The 16056-nt window shown below is 65.9% G+C and carries 19 protein-coding genes; 10 read left to right on the plus strand and 9 right to left on the minus strand.

Translation table 11 applies throughout. The annotated features are described in order from the left end of the window. Positions 1 to 5: 5 nt before the first annotated feature. Genes HN018_RS14620 through HN018_RS14635 form a run of 4 tightly spaced genes read right to left on the minus strand, consistent with a single transcriptional unit; the run spans position 6 to position 2816 of the window. On the minus strand, positions 6 to 713 hold the full coding sequence (locus HN018_RS14620) for a MotE family protein (RefSeq protein ID WP_171833362.1): 708 nt from the start codon (positions 711 to 713) through the stop codon (positions 6 to 8). A 5-nt stretch (positions 714 to 718) separates the two neighbouring features. Then, entirely contained in the window at positions 719 to 1234 is a 516-nt protein-coding gene (locus tag HN018_RS14625) for a DUF6468 domain-containing protein (RefSeq protein ID WP_171833361.1), read from the minus strand. Next, complete coding sequence (gene fliM, locus HN018_RS14630) at positions 1234 to 2340, minus strand: flagellar motor switch protein FliM (protein ID WP_171833360.1); 1107 nt, start codon at positions 2338 to 2340, stop codon at positions 1234 to 1236. The genes HN018_RS14625 and fliM overlap by 1 nt, the downstream gene beginning before the upstream one ends. Next, a complete protein-coding gene (locus HN018_RS14635) occupies positions 2337 to 2816 on the minus strand; it encodes a flagellar basal body-associated FliL family protein (protein WP_171833359.1) in 480 nt (159 codons plus the stop codon). Before HN018_RS14635 ends, fliM begins: the two co-directional genes overlap by 4 nt. Before the next feature lie 181 nt (positions 2817 to 2997). Here HN018_RS14635 and flgF point away from each other — a divergent pair, with 181 nt between their 5' ends. From flgF to flgH, 4 genes are read left to right on the plus strand one after another with little or no spacing between them, the layout of a single operon-like run. Continuing rightward, a complete protein-coding gene (flgF, locus tag HN018_RS14640) occupies positions 2998 to 3738 on the plus strand; it encodes a flagellar basal-body rod protein FlgF (RefSeq protein WP_171833358.1) in 741 nt (246 codons plus the stop codon). Between the two features lie 39 nt (positions 3739 to 3777). After that, complete coding sequence (gene flgG / locus HN018_RS14645) at positions 3778 to 4563, plus strand: flagellar basal-body rod protein FlgG (protein ID WP_171833357.1); 786 nt, start codon at positions 3778 to 3780, stop codon at positions 4561 to 4563. Next, entirely contained in the window at positions 4560 to 5621 is a 1062-nt protein-coding gene (gene flgA, locus HN018_RS14650; RefSeq protein WP_171833356.1) for a flagellar basal body P-ring formation chaperone FlgA, read from the plus strand. The genes flgG and flgA overlap by 4 nt, the downstream gene beginning before the upstream one ends. After that, positions 5621 to 6352, plus strand: coding sequence for a flagellar basal body L-ring protein FlgH (flgH, locus tag HN018_RS14655; protein WP_171833355.1), 732 nt, complete (start codon positions 5621 to 5623; stop codon positions 6350 to 6352). Before flgA ends, flgH begins: the two co-directional genes overlap by 1 nt. 5 nt (positions 6353 to 6357) lie before the next feature. Here the strand turns inward: flgH and dksA are convergent, their stop codons facing one another. Continuing rightward, positions 6358 to 6771, minus strand: coding sequence for an RNA polymerase-binding protein DksA (gene dksA / locus HN018_RS14660; protein WP_171833354.1), 414 nt, complete (start codon positions 6769 to 6771; stop codon positions 6358 to 6360). 107 nt (positions 6772 to 6878) lie between these two features. Then, on the minus strand, positions 6879 to 7322 hold the full coding sequence (locus HN018_RS14665) for a flagellar assembly protein FliX (RefSeq protein ID WP_171833353.1): 444 nt from the start codon (positions 7320 to 7322) through the stop codon (positions 6879 to 6881). 122 nt (positions 7323 to 7444) lie between these two features. On the opposite strand from HN018_RS14665, the gene HN018_RS14670 reads away from it, so the two are divergent. From HN018_RS14670 to HN018_RS14680, 3 genes are read left to right on the plus strand one after another with little or no spacing between them, the layout of a single operon-like run. After that, positions 7445 to 8551, plus strand: a complete 1107-nt coding sequence (locus HN018_RS14670; RefSeq protein ID WP_171833352.1) for a flagellar basal body P-ring protein FlgI — start codon at positions 7445 to 7447, stop codon at positions 8549 to 8551. Beyond that, positions 8548 to 8853: a rod-binding protein gene (locus HN018_RS14675; RefSeq protein ID WP_239478689.1), complete on the plus strand. Its 306-nt coding sequence runs from the start codon at positions 8548 to 8550 to the stop codon at positions 8851 to 8853. Before HN018_RS14670 ends, HN018_RS14675 begins: the two co-directional genes overlap by 4 nt. Next, complete coding sequence (locus HN018_RS14680; RefSeq protein ID WP_171833351.1) at positions 8850 to 9242, plus strand: hypothetical protein; 393 nt, start codon at positions 8850 to 8852, stop codon at positions 9240 to 9242. Before HN018_RS14675 ends, HN018_RS14680 begins: the two co-directional genes overlap by 4 nt. A 78-nt stretch (positions 9243 to 9320) precedes the next feature. Here the strand turns inward: HN018_RS14680 and HN018_RS14685 are convergent, their stop codons facing one another. After that, positions 9321 to 10346 carry a hypothetical protein gene (locus HN018_RS14685; RefSeq protein ID WP_171833350.1) on the minus strand — a complete coding sequence of 342 codons (1026 nt, stop codon included), beginning with the start codon at positions 10344 to 10346 and terminating at the stop codon, positions 9321 to 9323. Between the two features lie 656 nt (positions 10347 to 11002). On the opposite strand from HN018_RS14685, the gene mtnA reads away from it, so the two are divergent. Both mtnA and HN018_RS14695 read left to right on the plus strand, forming a co-directional pair. Beyond that, positions 11003 to 12109 carry an S-methyl-5-thioribose-1-phosphate isomerase gene (gene mtnA, locus HN018_RS14690; protein ID WP_171833349.1) on the plus strand — a complete coding sequence of 369 codons (1107 nt, stop codon included), beginning with the start codon at positions 11003 to 11005 and terminating at the stop codon, positions 12107 to 12109. 125 nt (positions 12110 to 12234) lie between these two features. Further along, entirely contained in the window at positions 12235 to 13152 is a 918-nt protein-coding gene (locus HN018_RS14695) for a DUF2272 domain-containing protein (RefSeq protein ID WP_171833348.1), read from the plus strand. 18 nt (positions 13153 to 13170) lie between these two features. On the opposite strand, the gene HN018_RS14700 is transcribed toward HN018_RS14695, so the two are convergent. Beyond that, positions 13171 to 13581, minus strand: a complete 411-nt coding sequence (locus tag HN018_RS14700) for a rhodanese-like domain-containing protein (protein ID WP_171833347.1) — start codon at positions 13579 to 13581, stop codon at positions 13171 to 13173. 122 nt (positions 13582 to 13703) lie between these two features. Between HN018_RS14700 and HN018_RS14705 the strand changes: the two genes are divergently transcribed. Next, positions 13704 to 14684, plus strand: coding sequence for a cysteine synthase A (locus tag HN018_RS14705; protein ID WP_239479315.1), 981 nt, complete (start codon positions 13704 to 13706; stop codon positions 14682 to 14684). On the opposite strand, the gene HN018_RS14710 is transcribed toward HN018_RS14705, so the two are convergent. Then, positions 14629 to 16050: an MFS transporter gene (locus tag HN018_RS14710; protein ID WP_171833345.1), complete on the minus strand. Its 1422-nt coding sequence runs from the start codon at positions 16048 to 16050 to the stop codon at positions 14629 to 14631. The two genes, HN018_RS14705 and HN018_RS14710, sit on opposite strands and share 56 nt — an antisense overlap. Positions 16051 to 16056: the final 6 nt, after the last annotated feature.

Below are 16056 nucleotides of genomic sequence, written 5' to 3' on the forward strand. Positions count from 1 at the left end.
CCTTTCTAGCCGGGTGGGTCAGGCGCGCTCGCGGGTGCGACGACGTCCTGGCGGGTTCTTTTCTGGGCGAGCATCTGGGTCGCGAGTCGCGCTCGTTCCGGAAGCATGCCGGCCAGGATGAAGGCTGCCTTCCGCTCGTCCATCCGGTCGAGGACCTCCAGCAGCACCGAGACGTCGAGCACGTTGAAGATCGTGGCCGCATCGCGCGGCTTCATGTCCTCATACATCTTGACGAGGCCGGACCAGTTCGCGCTTCCGCGCTTGCGGCGCTCATCGTCGAGCTGCTCCAGCCGTTGCTGCAGCGCGGTCAACTCGTCCAGTTTCGACTGCAGCTTGAGTTCTGCCGACTGCAGGAGGTCGTTCCGCTGATCGAGCCGATGCTCGCGCTCGTCGAGTGCATCGCGCCGCTTGCGCAGATCCTGGAGCAGTTGCAGCTCGGCCGGAGTGACCGGCGCCACGTCCGGCATCGATGGCAGTTTCGGTGCGTCCGATGTCGCCGGCACCGGAGAGGGTCCCGGCTTTCCTGCTGCAATCGGACCCGCCACGGCAGCGAGGGCCGCCGGGATGAAGGGGCTGCCCGCCACTGCCGCCGGCTGGTTTGCACCGTCGGCGGTCGCTCCGCGAACGAGGCTGACCGCCTTGTCCGCGAAGAGCAGCGCAATGGCTACCATCGTCAACGGCAGGACACGGCTATGCCATGAGAACGCGCGCATGTTCGCTACCTTGCCAGCCGGAGGGCGCGCAGAAGGTCTTTTTCGGCCTGGCTGCGAGGCCGGGAATCCTGATCGTTCGCCTGGTCACGCTTGCCGAGGTTCAGCGAGGGCGCCGGGACCAGCAACCGCAGAGCCGCCGCATCGTGGACCGGAGCCGCCGCCGATCCCGGACCCTCGTAAGGTTTTGCCTGCTGAACCGCATCCGCAAGCCGGTCCGCTATCTTCTCGCCGCGCTCGCTTAGAAACTCGAGATCGCTCTTGAGGCTGCGTGCCTGGTCGACATGACGCGCGATCTGCCGCCCTGCCCCGTCGGCTGCAGCATGCAGACGCGCAATACCGTCTTCGGCCTGCCGGGTGCTGTCATTGAAGCCGACCACCAGTCGTTCCAGGGCAGCCCGGTCACGCCGCAGGATGCCGAGCGCGCGCTCCAGCCGGAACGCATGAAACATGGTGGCCAGCAGAAGAACCATGAGGCCGATTTCGAGCAGCCAGTCCGTGCCGCTCAGGCTGCTACCGGTCATCAGCCTCTCCGCAAACCAGGCGTGTCCGGTCCTCCGGGCAGCCGCCCCACGACCTGTTCGATCCTGACTGCGACCCGGTTCTTGCGCCGGCCGACGCGTCCTTCGAACAGGACCACGTTGCCGCATCGAAGCTTGACCGGCGCCTCGCGACCGTGGCGAAGGATGAACTGGCTCCCCGGCTTGAGCGCGATAATGTCCGAGAGACGCATCGGCTGTTCGTCCAGCACCACGTCCAGGTCGACTTCGGTGTTCCAGAGCTCCTCGGCAAGATGGGTTTCCCAGATCGCGTCGCGGCCGAATTTCTCGCCCATGAATTGCTGCAGGAGCAGCTCGCGTACCGGCTCGAGAGTTGCGTACGGCAGCACCAGGTCCATGCGGCCGCCGCGATCCTCCATATCCACATGCATCCTGGCGAGCACGGCGGCGTTGGACAGGCGCGAGATCGCCGCGAAGCGCGGATTGACCTCGAGGCGTTCGAACCGGAACGTGATCGCGCAGAGCGGATCGAAGCTGGACGACAGGTCCGCCAGCACCACCCTGATCAGTCGTTCGACCAGAGAGCGTTCGATTGTCGTGTAGGGCCGGCCTTCGATCCGCATCGCGGCGGTGCCCCTGCGGCCGCCGAGCAGCACGTCCACGATCGAGTAGATCATTGCGGAATCGATGACCATCAGTCCGTAGTTTTCCCATTCCTCGGCCTTGAAGACCGCGAACATGGCCGGGAGAGGTACAGAATCTAGGTAGTCGCCGAACCGGAGCGAGACCACGTTGTCGATCGATACCTCGACATTGTCGTTGGTGAAGTTGCGCAGGCTGGTCGACATGATGCGGACCAGCCGGTCGAACACGATTTCCAGCATCGGCAGGCGCTCGTACGAGACGAGGCCGGAGCTGATGATGCGCTGCATCCCGTTGGTATCGACGTCCTCCGAGCCGCCATTGTCGAACCCCAGCAGGCTGTCGATCTCGGCCTGGTTGAGTATCCTGGTGGCATCAGGCTGCGCGACCGTATCGAACGGGTCGGCCGCGTCATCGACATCGCCGATCGACGACGCCCATGCGGAGGCCAGATCCTCGTCGTTGGGATCCTCGATGACCGCGTTCACTGCACGAGCACTTCGGTGAACAGCATGTCGGTGAGCTGAACCGGCGCCACGACGATATCGATCCGGTTCATCAAAGCCTCGCGCAGGCGATAGGTGCCCTCGCCTCCGCGCAGTTCTTCCGGCCGCATGCTCCGGAGGTAGGTCTGGAAAATATCGAGTATCTGCGGGATGGCTGCCTGCAGCACGGCGACGTCGGCAGCATGGGCCACCTGGAGCTTGGCATGCAGCTTGATGAAGCTGGCACGCCGGCCGCCGGTGTCGAGATTGGAGACGACGTCCGGCAGATCGACGAATATCGATTTTTCGGCGACCGCGGCGTTGCCGGGCTTGGCCTCGTGGTGGGCCAGATGGGCCAGGATTCCGCTGAACCAGAGTCCGCTTCCGGCGACTGCCAGGAGAACCACCACTGCTCCGATCATCACGATCGGCTTGCGGTTCCCGCCGCCACTGCTCTCGACCGTTGCCTCCGCGCTCATGTCGTTGCTCCCGCTGCAAACCATCCTGGCTCTCCCCGAGCATGAGCCCGAGTAATTAAGGGACGCTTAATCGCATCGACGAGGCCGGAGCCACGCCAGTCGGCCCCCCTTAGTCGGCCGGCGTGCTTAAGCAGCCGTTAAGCATTCGCCGCGATCATGACGACGTGCACGGGGCATTCAGATGGAAAACACCACCTACATCGCACTGTCCCGGCTCGATACGCAGCAGCGGGCCATGGACGTCATCGCCAACAACATCGCGAACGCCAACACCGACGGCTACAAGGCACAGCGCATCCTGTTCACTGATTACCTGTCGAAACAGCACGGGGTCGATGCACCGACGGGCGGGTCGACGCTGTCCTACACCCAGGACCGTGCGACCTATCTCGACCAGCAGGACGGAAGCCTCAGCCAGACCGGCAATCCGCTGGACATGGCGCTCACCGGACCTGGCTTCTTCACGGTTTCCACCGCAGCTGGTCCACGGCTGACCCGGTCTGGACGCTTCGGGATGCTGGCCGACGGGCGGATTGCCGATGCAGCCGGCAATCTTCTCCTCGATACCGGCGGCAACCCGCTGCAGATGTCGCCCTCGGACACGCAGATACGCATCGCCGGCGACGGCACCATCAGCACCGAGAACGGGCCGGTGGGGAAGCTTGGCGTGGTGACGGTGGACGATACCAACCAGCTCATGCCGGAGGGCGGAAAGCTTTATCGCGCCGCGGCCGGAACGACGCCGGTCGCGCTTCCGAAAGTCACCCAGGGCGTGGTCGAGTCCAGCAACGTACAGCCGATCACCGAGCTCACCAGGATGATGCAGACCGAAAAGGAATTCCAGTTCGTGTCGCAGTTCATCGAAAGCGAAGGGCAGCGGCAGCAAAGCGCCATCGACAAGATCGTGCCACAGCAGGGCTAGCCTGCCGCGAACATTCATTCAGCATGACGGGAGGGCGACATGCGCTCACTTGATATCGCCGGCACCGGAATGCAGGCGCAACAGACCAATGTCGAGGTGATCTCGAACAACATCGCCAACATGACCACGACCGGATTCAAGCGCCGGCGCGCCGAATTCCAGGATCTGATCTATCAGGACCTCAGGCGGGTCGGCTCCAACAGTTCGGATAGCGGATCGGTGGTGCCGTCCGGCGCCCAGGTCGGCCTCGGCGTGAAAACCGCTGCGATCTACCGTATCAACGAGCAGGGCAATCTCCAGCAGACCAGCAACAGCCTCGATCTCGCGATCCAGGGGATCGGTTATCTTCAGGTCACGCTGCCGTCCGGCGACACCGCCTATACGAGGGACGGCACGCTGGCACTCGCAGCGGACGGGACGGTCGTGACCTCGGATGGCTATGCGATTGCCCCGGGGATCACCGTGCCGACCAACGCGCAGAGCATCACGATCAACGCATCCGGCCAGGTGCAGGTGATGCTGTCCGGACAGACCGCGCCGCAGACGGTCGGACAGATCCAACTGGCTACCTTTCCGAACGAAGCCGGCCTTGATGCACAGGGCGACAACCTGCTGCTGGAGACGCCGGCGTCGGGAAATCCGACCACCGGGAACCCGGGGGCCGCCGGTTTCGGCAGCGTCATGCAGGGCTTCGTCGAGAGCTCGAACGTCAACGTCGTCAGCGAAATGACCAACCTCATCACGGCCCAGCGCGCCTACGAAATGAACAGCAAGGTGATCACCGCAGCGGACGACATGATGCAGACGCTGACCAATCTCAAATGAGCAAGCCTCTGATCCGGGGGGCGGCGTTCCTCCTGCTGGCAGGTCTCGTCGTCTCCCTGGGCGGTTCGCTGCATCAAGCCGGTGCCGCCGGACTCCGGAGCCATGTCATGGTGCATGGCAACGCGATCAGGCTGTCGGATCTGTTTACCGGCCTGTCGCCCGGGCAGGATTGCGAGATCGGACCGTCGCCGGCCCCGGGCAAGCGGATCGTCGTGCCGCCCATCCAGCTTGCCGCCATAGCCTCGGAGTTCGACGTCGACTGGCAGGCAGGTGCCGGCTATGCGGCGGCGGTGCTCGAACGGCAGGCGCGGACAGTAACCCGCGACGAGATCCTCGCAGTCCTGAAGCCCGCGCTCCTGGCGGATGGCGTTCCGGCTGCCAGCGACATCTCGCTCGGTGCGTTCGCCACCCCGCTGCTCCCGGTCGAAATGACCGCGCCGCCAGAAATCCAGTCCCTGGACCGCGATCCGCAGAGCGGTCGTTTTTCAGCCATCCTGCAATTTGCAGCCGCCGATGCGGAGCCTGTGAGGCTCCGGGTGGTGGGCCGGCTCGAACAGCGTGTCAGCGTGCTCGCCCTGTCCCGCCCCCTGCCCGCCGGCTCTCCGATATCGGCTGCCGATACGCAGACGATCCGGGTTCCTCTCGCCAGCCTTCGCGGAACGCCGCTCACCTCGATCGCCGAGGCCGGCGGATTATCCCTGAGGCGGCCGCTCGGCGACAACGTGCCGCTGATGCGCGACATGCTGGTCAAGGCGATGCTGATCGATCGCGGGCGGCCGGTGGTGCTGCGGCTGCAGAGTGGCGGCCTGGCACTGACCGCGGCAGGGACCGCCCTCGAAGCAGGTGCCGCCGGCGACAGCATTCACGTCGTCAACAGCCTGTCGCACGCCATCCTGGTGGGCCGGATCATCGACAGTGCCGACATCCAGATCGATGCCGGAACCGCGCCGCTCATCGCCCGGGCGAATGGGCAAACCAGGTCGCTGCCACGTGTGCCGACTGTTGGACCCGTCGCGGCCCGCGGCTGGACCAGCGGCCTCCAGGAGGCATCGAACTGATGCGCCCGACCCTGGTTCCGGCGGCGCTGCTGGTGCCGCTCCTGCTGGCCGGATGCGGTGCATTGTCGCGCCTTTCGGACCTTGGCCGCCCACCGACCATGACCCCGATCAGCGACCCCACCCTGGCCCGGAGCTACCGGCCGCTGACCATGCCGATGCCGCCGCTGCAGCCGGTTCCGGCCGATCTCGCCAGCCTGTGGCGCCCGGGCAGCCGCGCCTTCTTCAAGGATCAAAGGGCGGCCCAGGTCGGCGACCTGCTGACGGTGCTGGTGGACATCACCGACAATGCGGACATGCAGGACAACACGACCGCCACCCGGACCGGATCGGAGAACATGGGCATTCCGAACCTGTTCGGCCTGAAGCAGCAGCTCGTCCAGTCGGCACTCGGGGCGAACTCGCTGGCGACCAACAGCACCAACAGCAACACCTCGACCGGACAGATCAAGCGCAACGAGAGCGTGACCCTTCGACTGGCGGGCACGATCACCCAGGTGCTGCCGAACGGAAATTTCGTCGTCAGCGCGCGACAGGAGGTGCGGGTGAACAGCGAGCTCAGGGTGCTCCAGGTCAGCGGGATCGTTCGGCCGCAGGACATCACCGGCGACAACACCATCACCCACGACCGGATGGCCGAGGCACGCATCTCGTACGGCGGCAGGGGTCAGCTTACCGACCTGCAGACCCCGCGCTACGGACAGCAGCTCATGGACGTGTTGCTGCCGTTCTAGAGCGGTCAGTCGTCGCGGTGAACTTTCTCCATGCGCTCGTGACGCTCCTGCGCCTCGATCGACAAGGTCGCGATCGGTCGCGCCTCGAGGCGCTTCAGGCCGATCGGCTCGCCGGTTTCCTCACAGAAACCATAGCTTCCGTTCTCGATCCGCAGCAGCGCCTGGCCGATCTTGGCGATCAGCTTGCGTGCGCGGTCCCGTGTCCGCAGCTCGAGGGCACGATCGGTCTCGACACTGGCCCGGTCGGTGATATCTGCTTCATGGATGCCGCCTTCCGACAGGCTGGCCAGGGTGCCGTCGGCCTCCTTCAGCAGTTCCGATCGCCATCTCAGCAACTTGAGGCGGAAATACTCCGCCTGACGGGGGTTCATGAACTCGTCTTCGTCAGCCGGTCGGTAGTCGGAGGGCAAGGTGATCATGAGCGCCTTTCCTGGAGCGACGGCGGGCGCCACCGTGGAGGAATCCGCCGGCTTATACCCACGGGCGCCCGGCGCGCCAAGCACCAAGTCCGGCTGAGACATAACCTTCAAGAAGGCGCGGCCATTCCTCGCAAGGCCGCAGCTTCGGCCCGGGCGGCTTCGACCCTTGCCCGCAGCCTTATCGCAACGATCGCCCGGGCCAGTATCGGGTCAGCCGCCGGCAGCGGCAGGTCGGCCAGGGCCGCGAGACGCTGAAGCGCATCTCCCGCGCCATCCGACAGCAGCGCGCGCTGCAGTTCAGCCAGGGCATCGACGAGTTCCCGGCCATGCCGGCGCGCCTCGCGGTCGCCGGGTTCGGCGGTAGTCTGCTCCTGCAGGGCCAGCATGGTGGCGGCACTCACCGAAGCGATACGGCCGACCCCGGCGGCCGCCGGACCTGCAGCCGGCACCGTTGCGGCGGACGGCGCCACGAAGAAGCCGGTCGAGACCGGTGTCCTTGCCGGGACGACTGGCGTGGCCGGGCTCGCATGCAGGATGGAAGACACGCTCATGTCCGGATCGGCCGGGACAGGCGCCAACGAGATCCGTGAAATTCAGTCCGCCGTTCAGACATTGTTCGTCCTTTCGCCTCACAGTGTAGGGGCGAAACCTTGACGACACTTGAACGGAACCGATGCGCACGCTCTGCCTGATGATCCTTCTGCTGGCGACGACGATGCCCTGGCCCTGGGCCGCGCACGCCGAAGTCGTGCGGATCAAGGACATCGCCGACATCGAGGGTGTCCGCAGCAACCAGTTGATCGGCTACGGCCTGGTGGTCGGCCTGAACGGCACCGGCGACCGGCTGAACAACTCGCTCTTCACCAGGGAGTCGCTGATCAGCATGCTCGAGCGGCTGGGCGTCAACATTCGCGACCAGGAAGCAAAGCTGCAGACCCGTGACATCGCAGCGGTCATGGTCACCGCCGAACTGCCGGCCTTCTCGCATGATGGCAGCCGGATCGATGTGGTCGTATCGGCCACCGGCGATGCGACCGACCTTTCCGGAGGCACCTTGCTGGTGACGCCGCTGCTGGCGGCCGACGGCGACGTCTATGCCGTGGCACAAGGACAACTGGTCAGCAGCGCCTTTGCAGCCAAGGGTGCCGCGTCCTCGATCACCCGCAACATCCCGACCAGCGCGCATATCGCAAACGGAGGGATCGTGGAGAAGGAGGTGGCCGTCGACCTGCGGACACGCAACGAGCTGCATCTGTCGCTACGCAATCCCGATCTCACCACCGCCAGACGAATGGCGCTGGCGATCAATGCGAGCCTCGGCGAGATCGCGCATGTCAGCGACCCGCGCACCGTCGTCCTCACGCTCGGGGGCCACAACGTGATCGAGACGCTCGAACAGGTCGAGGATCTGTTCGTGCAGCCGGACACCCCGGCCACCGTCGTGATCGACGAGGCCAGCGGCACCATCGTCATGGGTGACAACGTTCGCATCAGCACGGTCGCGATCGCGCAGGGCAACCTCACCATCCAGGTCAGCGAGGCGCCCGTGGCGTCGCAACCCGGACCGCTCTCGAACGGCAGCACCGTCGTGCTTCCCCGAACCACGATCAAGGTCGATACCGATGCCGGCAAGCGCCTCGGTATCCTGACCGAGGGGCCAAGCCTGCGCGATCTGGTCAGCGGACTGAACTCGCTCGGCGTCGGTCCACGCGACATGATCAGTATCCTGCAGACGATCAAGGCAGCCGGCGCACTGCAAGCCAACCTGGTCGTGCGATGACGATCCTTGCAGCCGCGCCGGCCGTGCCCGCGCCGCCTGGACAGCCGGCGCCAACGCCGGTGGATCCAAAGATCATGAAGGCGGCACAGGATTTCGAGGCAATGGCGATCGGGCAGATGCTCGAACCGATGTTCGATACGGTCGACACCGCGAAAGGCCTGCTCGGCGGTGGTGCCGCGGAGGAGACCTTCAAGCCGATGCTGATTACCGAGATGGCAAAGCAGGTCGAGCAGCGTGGCGGTCTCGGCCTCGCCGACAGCATCTACGCCCAGATGTTGAAGATGCAGGAGAAGCATCGATGAGGACCGAAGTGGCGGCTGCCGCAGACCGGCTCGCGACCGTTCTGACCTGCGAGAACGCTGCGCTGGCGTCGCTGGATTTCAGTGCCGTCGGCGGCTTCATTGACGAGAAACGATCGGCTCTGGAGGCACTGGCCGCATTTGCGCGCGATCGCACCGCCCTTCCAACGGAGAGGCAACCACCGGCCGACCTCGCCCTGGCGGAACGGCTGCAGACCCTGGCTGCGACCAACAAGCATCTGCTGGAACAGGCCATGACCGTACAGAACCGGATCATGGCCGTGCTGGCCGAAGCAGCCCGCCACGCCCAGCTTCCGGAAACCTACGGAGCACGTGGCAGGCAATCAGGCGTCGGATCGGCTGGTGCCTTTGCGCTGGTGGTTCGTGCGTAACGCGCTACTCAAAAAGAAACCGGACCGGCGCATGACGCCGATCCGGTTCCGGAACACCAAAGGTTCGATCGCCGAGGATCAGCCCTCGTCGTGGTCCTCGTGACCTGCAGACTCGCCACGATGATCGTCGCCGGTAGACGGTGTCGTGGTCGTGTCGGACTCGCTTGCAGACTTCTTGCGACGACCCTTGGGGGCTGCGGAGTCGCGAAGCTGCCCGGCCGCCGTACGACGATCAGCAGCACTTGGCGAACGGCGCATCTTGACCGCGGCCTCGCTGCGCGTGCTGGCGGGTTTGCGCGTCGCCGGCTTGGACTTGGTCGCAGCCTTGCGTGATGTCGGAGCGGCCACACGTACGGCACCGGTCTTGCGGCTACCGGACGTGCCGAGCGATTTTGCAGCCGGCGAACGGGTCGTCGGGCTCTTCGCAGCACGCTTGGTGCTCACCGCCTTGGTAGCGGGCTTGCGGGTCGTTCCGGCATCGCTCCGCTTCGCGCGGACGGCCGTTGCGGGCTTAGGCGAACGGGTGGTCGCCGGCTTCGCGCGAGCGGGTGTCTTGCGTGCGCTGGTCGATGCTTTTGCACGTGTCGCCGATACCCGGGTGGCTGGCTTACGGGTCGCAGCGGGCCGGGCCGATGCCGCGCGGGCGGCAGGTGCCCGTGTCGATGTTGCGCGCGCCGGTGCGGCACGTCCGGTTCCGGCACGTGCGGCCGAGCGTCCGCCGGCAGTCCGTTTCGCAGGTGCAGCAACCTTGGCGCGTGTCGTCTTAACGGCAGCCGCCTTGGTTCCGGTCCTGGCGCCAGTCTTCGGGCCTGGCTTGGAACTGGCCTTCACGCCCGTCGCCTTGCCGCGCGTCGCCGGTGCACGCTTCGCCGGTGCGCTGGCTGCCTTTGCACGCGATGTCGGTGCCTTGGCAACGCGAGCCGATTTCGGCGCCGCCTTGGGCCCCGGCTTTTTCGCTGTAGCCGTCCGTGTAGCGGCTGTCGTTCCGGTGCGGGTCGTACGCGTCGTCGCGGCACGTGCGCTCGTGCCGGCCGTGCGTCGTCCACCGGCCCTGATTGCCATGGCGCGTGTGCGCCCGCTGTCTGAACTATCGTCGTTGCTCATGGTCGTGGTCCTCTTTCGGTTATCGGGTATCGAGAGTATGCGGGATTCTACGGACGTCGTTGGGAAGCTGAGCCGGGTCACGAAGGTCACGTCCGGTATCATCACGCACACCGGACATCCGAACGTTCGGTACCCTGCGTGACGCCATCGACGGCGATACATCAAGTGCCGAGAGCCGGTCCTGCTTTGTCATCAACATGGTCACCAGCGTGTGGCGTCGCCGCTCAGTCTGACTCGACGGCGCAGATCGCGATTCGGAAGCGTACGATCAGTCATGCTCTTCCTAAACTCGCAAGCGTCTGTCAATGAAAAGCAACCGTTACAGCAAAGTTCCGCCGACGAGTTGATCACGGCGACAGTCCGGATCAACTGGCAGCCCTACCCCGGCACGTGTCCTGGATCCATTCGATGGTCTTGCGATCTACGGTTTTCCGTGATCGGCACGACCCGAGCCCTGACAGACCCGGGATCGGGCCGCATGCACCCGAACGACGAGCCACCCGGCTTCGAGACAAGGCCGGCTGGCAATGCATCCTCCGAGTCGGGAACCCACATGCAGGTGGGAGGTGCCGGAAGACGCCGAACACTGCTACGAGCGACCGGTCGACGGCTTGGGCTGGCCGATACCGAGTTCCATCTTTTCGGAGTTCCCGTTCATGAAGATTCAGGGTGTCGCCTATCGCAGCGTCTGGGTGGATCCGGACGATGGATTTTCCGTGCACATCTTCGATCAGACCAGGCTTCCCTGGGCGCTCGAGGTGCTGCGTCTCACCGGATGCGACGAGGTCGCCGAGGCGATCGTCAGCATGAAGGTGCGCGGCGCGCCTTTGATCGGTGCCGTTGCAGCCTACGGGCTTGCACTCGCACTGCGCGTCGACAGCAGCAGCGACGCGATGGAACGCGATGCCGCACGGCTCGCCTCGACACGCCCGACCGCGATCAACCTGCGCTGGGCGATCGATCGGATGCTGACCAGGCTTCGCAACACCCAGGCCGCCGACCGGGTACGCGTCGCCTACGAGGAAGCTGGCCTGATCTGCGACGAGGACGTGGCGCAGAACGAGGCGATCGGTCGCCACGGGCTGGCGCTGATCGAGCAGATCGCGAATGCCAAGCGTGCGAAAGGCGGCGAGCAGACCGTGAAGCTGCTCACCCATTGCAATGCCGGATGGATCGCCACCGTCGACTGGGGCACCGCGCTGGCGCCGATCTACATGGCGCACGATGCCGGCATCGATGTTCATGTATGGGTCGACGAGACACGCCCACGCAACCAGGGCGCCGCGCTGACCGCGTGGGAACTCGGCAGTCACGGCGTCGGCCACACCGTCGTTTCCGACAATGCCGGCGGCCACCTGATGCAGCGCGGCGACGTCGACATGGTGATCGTCGGCACCGACCGCGTCACGCGCAGGGGTGATGTCGCCAACAAGATCGGCACCTACCTCAAGGCGGCTGCCGCGCGCGACAACGACGTTCCGTTCTGGGTGGCGCTGCCATCCACCACGATCGACTGGACGATCTCGGACGGCCTGACCGAGATCCCGATCGAGGAACGGTCGGCGGCGGAAGTAACCCACGTGACCGGCCGGGCCAGCGACGGTGCCGTAACGAGCGTTCAGGTGACGCCGGACGGAACCGGGGCTGCCAACCCTGCCTTCGACGTCACCCCGGCACGACTGGTCAGCGGGCTGATCACCGAGCGCGGACTCTGCGATGCCTCGGCCGCCGGCCTGGCAGCGATGTTTCCCGATTTCGCATGATGGCTGACTGCGAAATGTTGGCGTGGATCGCAAGGCACGTTGCGCGCGTTCACACCGGGAGCATGCCCGCGACCGGGCAGTTCGCTGCGCCGCCCATACGTACGATGCCAAGCAGGATGACGCCGATGACCGTACCGCCTGCCCTCCTGTCGAGGGCCGTAGTCCCGGCGCTGCCGGCAATGCTGGCACTCGCATTATCAGCCTGCGCAGACACCTCGGCCGGCCATTCGCCGACGCCGCACCCCTCCGCCACGCCCGTCGCACAATACCGAACCTCGCAGGGTCCCGCCGGCCCTGACGAACATGTCCCTGATTTCGCGTCGCGATCCTTCGCCCCGTTCAACCGGCAGGACACGATCGCGATCGCGCTACGCGAGTGGCGGCTGTTCGGTCAGCCGGTGGATGACGACGATCCCGAACTCCGCCCGGACGCCACCACCACCAGCGTGAAGCCGGAACGACTTCCGGGACTGTGGGAGCGGGTCGGCGAGTATTGGTGGATCGGCCAGGACCCTTATGAAACCGAGGTCGACTGGACCGGGAAGCACGACAGCAACGGGCAGCCGTTCGACTTCGTGCATGACGGCCATTACGCCTGGTCGGCCGCCTTCATCTCATACGTGATGCGCGTCGCCGGCGCCGGCGACCGGTTCCCGTACTCGCCGAACCACTCGACCTACATCAATGCCGCCGCATCCGGCTCGACGACCGGGCTGCACGCACAGAACCCGGCAAGCTACGCACCGCAGCCCGGCGACCTGGTGTGTGCCGGACGCGGCCATTCGCGAGCGGTGCGCTTCGAATCCCTGCCGACGGCAAATTCGTTTCCCGCCCATTGCGGGCTCGTCGTGGCGCTCGGCCACAACCAGATCAGCACGATCGGCGGCAATGTCGACGATGCGGTGACGCTCACGCATGTACCGGTCGGCCCGAACGGCATGCTGGCGGCCGCCGACGGCACGTCGCTCGACAGCCGCTATTCATGGTGCGTCGTGCTGCAGGTGCTCTACGACGCAAGCGAGGAAGCGGCCGGCTCCGACTGAGCCGCGCCGGGTAGAAATTCAGCGCTGGCGCCAGGGCAGCTCGTCGGCTTTCCAGCCGGCGACGGTGCCGCGATGGCCCTGCGCATCCGGCGGCCCTTCAAAGCCGTCGCTCACGTTGAACACCGTACGGTATCCGGACTGTTCCGCGGCATCCGCTGCGGCAAGGCTGCGCGCGCCGCTGCGGCAGATGAAATAGATCTCGTGCTGGCGCGTGACGCCGGCGGCGCCGAGCTGCTCCACGAATTGCTGGTTCGGCGCACCACTTGGAAAAGCCTGCCACTGCACCAGCAGGACCCGCTTGCCGATCGGAGACAAGTCGGGCAATCCGACATAGGTCCATTCGGCATCGGTGCGTACATCGACGAGCTGCGCATCCGGATTGGCGCTCAATGCCGCGTAGGCCTGTTGCGGGACGACGTCCTCGACCATCTAGGTCACTCCTGTTCTTCTCGTACCGATGAAGGTGGCCCCTGATGGTCGAAAGCACAATTCCGACTGAACGTCCCGTCACCGGGCCGAACGTTCCCGGGTGGCAGGTGCCGTCGGCCAACATGGGCGCGTCGATCGGCGGCACGCCGCTGATCCGGCTGAAGCACGCGTCGGAGCTCACCGGCTGCACCATCTACGGCAAGGCCGAATTCATGAACCCCGGCGGCTCAGTCAAGGATCGCGCCGCCGTGGCAATCATCGACGCCGCCGAACGGGACGGTACGCTGAAGCCCGCCGGCACCATCGTCGAAGGTACTGCCGGCAATACCGGCATTGGCCTCACGTTGGTCGGCAACGCGCGCGGCTACCGCTGCGTGATCGTGATGCCGGAGACGCAGAGCCAGGAGAAGATCGACTACCTGCGCATGATCGGCGCCGACCTTCGTCTGGTCCCTGCAAAGCCGTTCAGGGACCCCGGCAACTACGTGCATCATTCGCGTAGGCTTGCCGAGGAGCTCGGCGCGGTCTGGGCCAACCAGTTCGACAACCTGGCCAACCGCGAGGGCCATCGTCGCGCTATGGCACCGGAGCTCTGGCACCAGACCGGCGGCCGGCTCGATGCGTTCACCTGCGCCTGCGGCACCGGCGGCACGCTTGCCGGCGTAGCACTCGGGCTCCGCGAACTGAGTGCCGCGCAAGGGATGAAGGCGCCCGAAATCGTTCTGGCCGATCCCGAGGGGTCGGGCCTGTACGGCTGGGTCAAAACCGGCGACCTCTCCGTCACCGGAAGCTCGGTCACCGAGGGCATCGGCCAGTCACGCGTGCCCGGCAATCTCGAAGGCATCGTCATCGACGATGCCGAACGCATTCCGGATGCCGAGGCGCTGGAACAGGTGTTCGCGCTGTTGAAGCACGAAGGCATCTCGGTCGGCGGATCGGCCGGCATCAACATCGCCGCCGCCATCCGTGTCGCCCGGCGCTGGGGACCGGGACACGTGATCGCCACGGTGCTGTGCGACGGCGGATCACGTTACCAGTCCAAGCTGTTCAACCCGGAGTTTCTGCGCGCGAAGAACCTGCCGGTCCCGTCCTGGCTGGCCTGATCGGGCGGGAGGTATCCGGCGGCGCCGTCTCGGTGAACAGCAGCCATACCGACAGCACGCACAGCACCCCGGCGCCTGCCAGCATCAGGAACGCGGCCGATACCGACCGGTCGGCCACGAACCCGGCCAGCGTCGTGCTGAAACTGGCGCCGATCCCCATCGCCAGGCCGAGCAGCCCCATGCACAGGTTGAAGCGTCCGGTGCCACGACTGAGGTCCGCGGCCACCAGCGGCAGCATCACCCCGAACGCCGCCGAACTCACCGCATCGAGCAGTTGCGCCGCCACGGTCATTTCCGGCGAGGACGAGATCGCCAGCAACAGGCCGCGCAATGGCAAAGCGGCGAACGCCACCAGCATGATCGGACGGCGCCCGTAGATGCCGGCCCAGCGCCCGAACCGGGGCGCCAGTACCGCACCGACCAGCTGCGGCACCAGGATGCAGGCGGCAATGATCAGCTCGGCGAGGTGGCCGGCTTCCTTGGTCACCTGCCCGGCCGCCAGCGGCAGCATCCCGGCATTCGACAGGTGGAAGAAGATCACGCACACCGCGAACCCGAACAGCCGTTTGTCGCGCAGCAGGGCGCCGAGCCCCCGCGTGGCCTTGCGCGATGTGCCGGCCTTGGTGCCGGTCGCGCTGACAGATTCAAGTCTGGGCGGCGGCACCCGCTCGATCGCCCGAAGCGCGAACAGGCCGGGTACCGCGAGGGCAGCGCCAAGGAAGAACGTGGCGCGGGCGGACACCGCGTAGCCGACCCCGCCCATCAGTCCCGCCGCCATGGCATTGCCGATCGAACCGAAACTGGCATTGCGGCCGAAGCGCTCGCCGAGTGCGGCATGTGCGGCCATCCCGGACTCCGCCGCCCTGGCTTTCTCGGCAACGTCGCTGCTGAGTTCGCGCGGACTTTTCTCGGCCGTATGCGCGGCCACCAGGGACAAGGTAATCGCGGCGATTGCGGGATTCAGCATGCAACTCGCGAAGCCGTGCAGGATCTCGGCCGCCGTCACCGGAAGCCGCTGCGGGAAGATCGCCAGGAGCAGACAGGAAAACACGATCGCCAGGATCGAGGCCATGGCGGCGACATGCTTGTTGGCGAGCATGTCCACGAAGGCTCCGGCCGGCACCTGGCTGGCCATCGCGGTGATCGACCCGACCGTCAGGACAAGCCCGATCTGCCCCTGGGTCCAGTGCTCGCCGGTAAGATACACAGCGATGAACGGGCCGAACGCGGTCTGCAGGTTGGCGACGAAGAAATTCAGGCCATCGAGGCCGCGTGCGCTGCGCCGGTCGATCGGTGCCGGCACGATGGTGGTCTTGGCATCCGGCGTCGCAGCCGGATCGGCCGCCTTCGGCACATCGATATCCATCGGCGG

The sequence above is a fragment of the Lichenicola cladoniae genome (genome assembly GCF_013201075.1).
GTDB lineage: Bacteria > Pseudomonadota > Alphaproteobacteria > Acetobacterales > Acetobacteraceae > Lichenicola > Lichenicola cladoniae.

Bases quoted from the DNA above. Each gene is read 5' to 3' on its own strand.
- HN018_RS14620 (WP_171833362.1), bottom strand. From the start codon at position 713: ATGCGCGCGTTCTCATGGCATAGCCGTGTCCTGCCGTTGACGATGGTA.
- HN018_RS14625 (WP_171833361.1), bottom strand. From the start codon at position 1,234: ATGACCGGTAGCAGCCTGAGCGGCACGGACTGGCTGCTCGAAATCGGC.
- HN018_RS14635 (WP_171833359.1), bottom strand. From the start codon at position 2,816: ATGAGCGCGGAGGCAACGGTCGAGAGCAGTGGCGGCGGGAACCGCAAG.
- flgF (WP_171833358.1), top strand. From the start codon at position 2,998: ATGGAAAACACCACCTACATCGCACTGTCCCGGCTCGATACGCAGCAG.
- flgG (WP_171833357.1), top strand. From the start codon at position 3,778: ATGCGCTCACTTGATATCGCCGGCACCGGAATGCAGGCGCAACAGACC.
- flgA (WP_171833356.1), top strand. From the start codon at position 4,560: ATGAGCAAGCCTCTGATCCGGGGGGCGGCGTTCCTCCTGCTGGCAGGT.
- flgH (WP_171833355.1), top strand. From the start codon at position 5,621: ATGCGCCCGACCCTGGTTCCGGCGGCGCTGCTGGTGCCGCTCCTGCTG.
- dksA (WP_171833354.1), bottom strand. From the start codon at position 6,771: ATGATCACCTTGCCCTCCGACTACCGACCGGCTGACGAAGACGAGTTC.
- HN018_RS14665 (WP_171833353.1), bottom strand. From the start codon at position 7,322: ATGAGCGTGTCTTCCATCCTGCATGCGAGCCCGGCCACGCCAGTCGTC.
- HN018_RS14670 (WP_171833352.1), top strand. From the start codon at position 7,445: ATGCGCACGCTCTGCCTGATGATCCTTCTGCTGGCGACGACGATGCCC.
- HN018_RS14675 (WP_239478689.1), top strand. From the start codon at position 8,548: ATGACGATCCTTGCAGCCGCGCCGGCCGTGCCCGCGCCGCCTGGACAG.
- HN018_RS14680 (WP_171833351.1), top strand. From the start codon at position 8,850: ATGAGGACCGAAGTGGCGGCTGCCGCAGACCGGCTCGCGACCGTTCTG.
- HN018_RS14685 (WP_171833350.1), bottom strand. From the start codon at position 10,346: ATGAGCAACGACGATAGTTCAGACAGCGGGCGCACACGCGCCATGGCA.
- mtnA (WP_171833349.1), top strand. From the start codon at position 11,003: ATGAAGATTCAGGGTGTCGCCTATCGCAGCGTCTGGGTGGATCCGGAC.
- HN018_RS14695 (WP_171833348.1), top strand. From the start codon at position 12,235: ATGACCGTACCGCCTGCCCTCCTGTCGAGGGCCGTAGTCCCGGCGCTG.
- HN018_RS14700 (WP_171833347.1), bottom strand. From the start codon at position 13,581: ATGGTCGAGGACGTCGTCCCGCAACAGGCCTACGCGGCATTGAGCGCC.
- HN018_RS14705 (WP_239479315.1), top strand. From the start codon at position 13,704: ATGGGCGCGTCGATCGGCGGCACGCCGCTGATCCGGCTGAAGCACGCG.
- HN018_RS14710 (WP_171833345.1), bottom strand. From the start codon at position 16,050: ATGGATATCGATGTGCCGAAGGCGGCCGATCCGGCTGCGACGCCGGAT.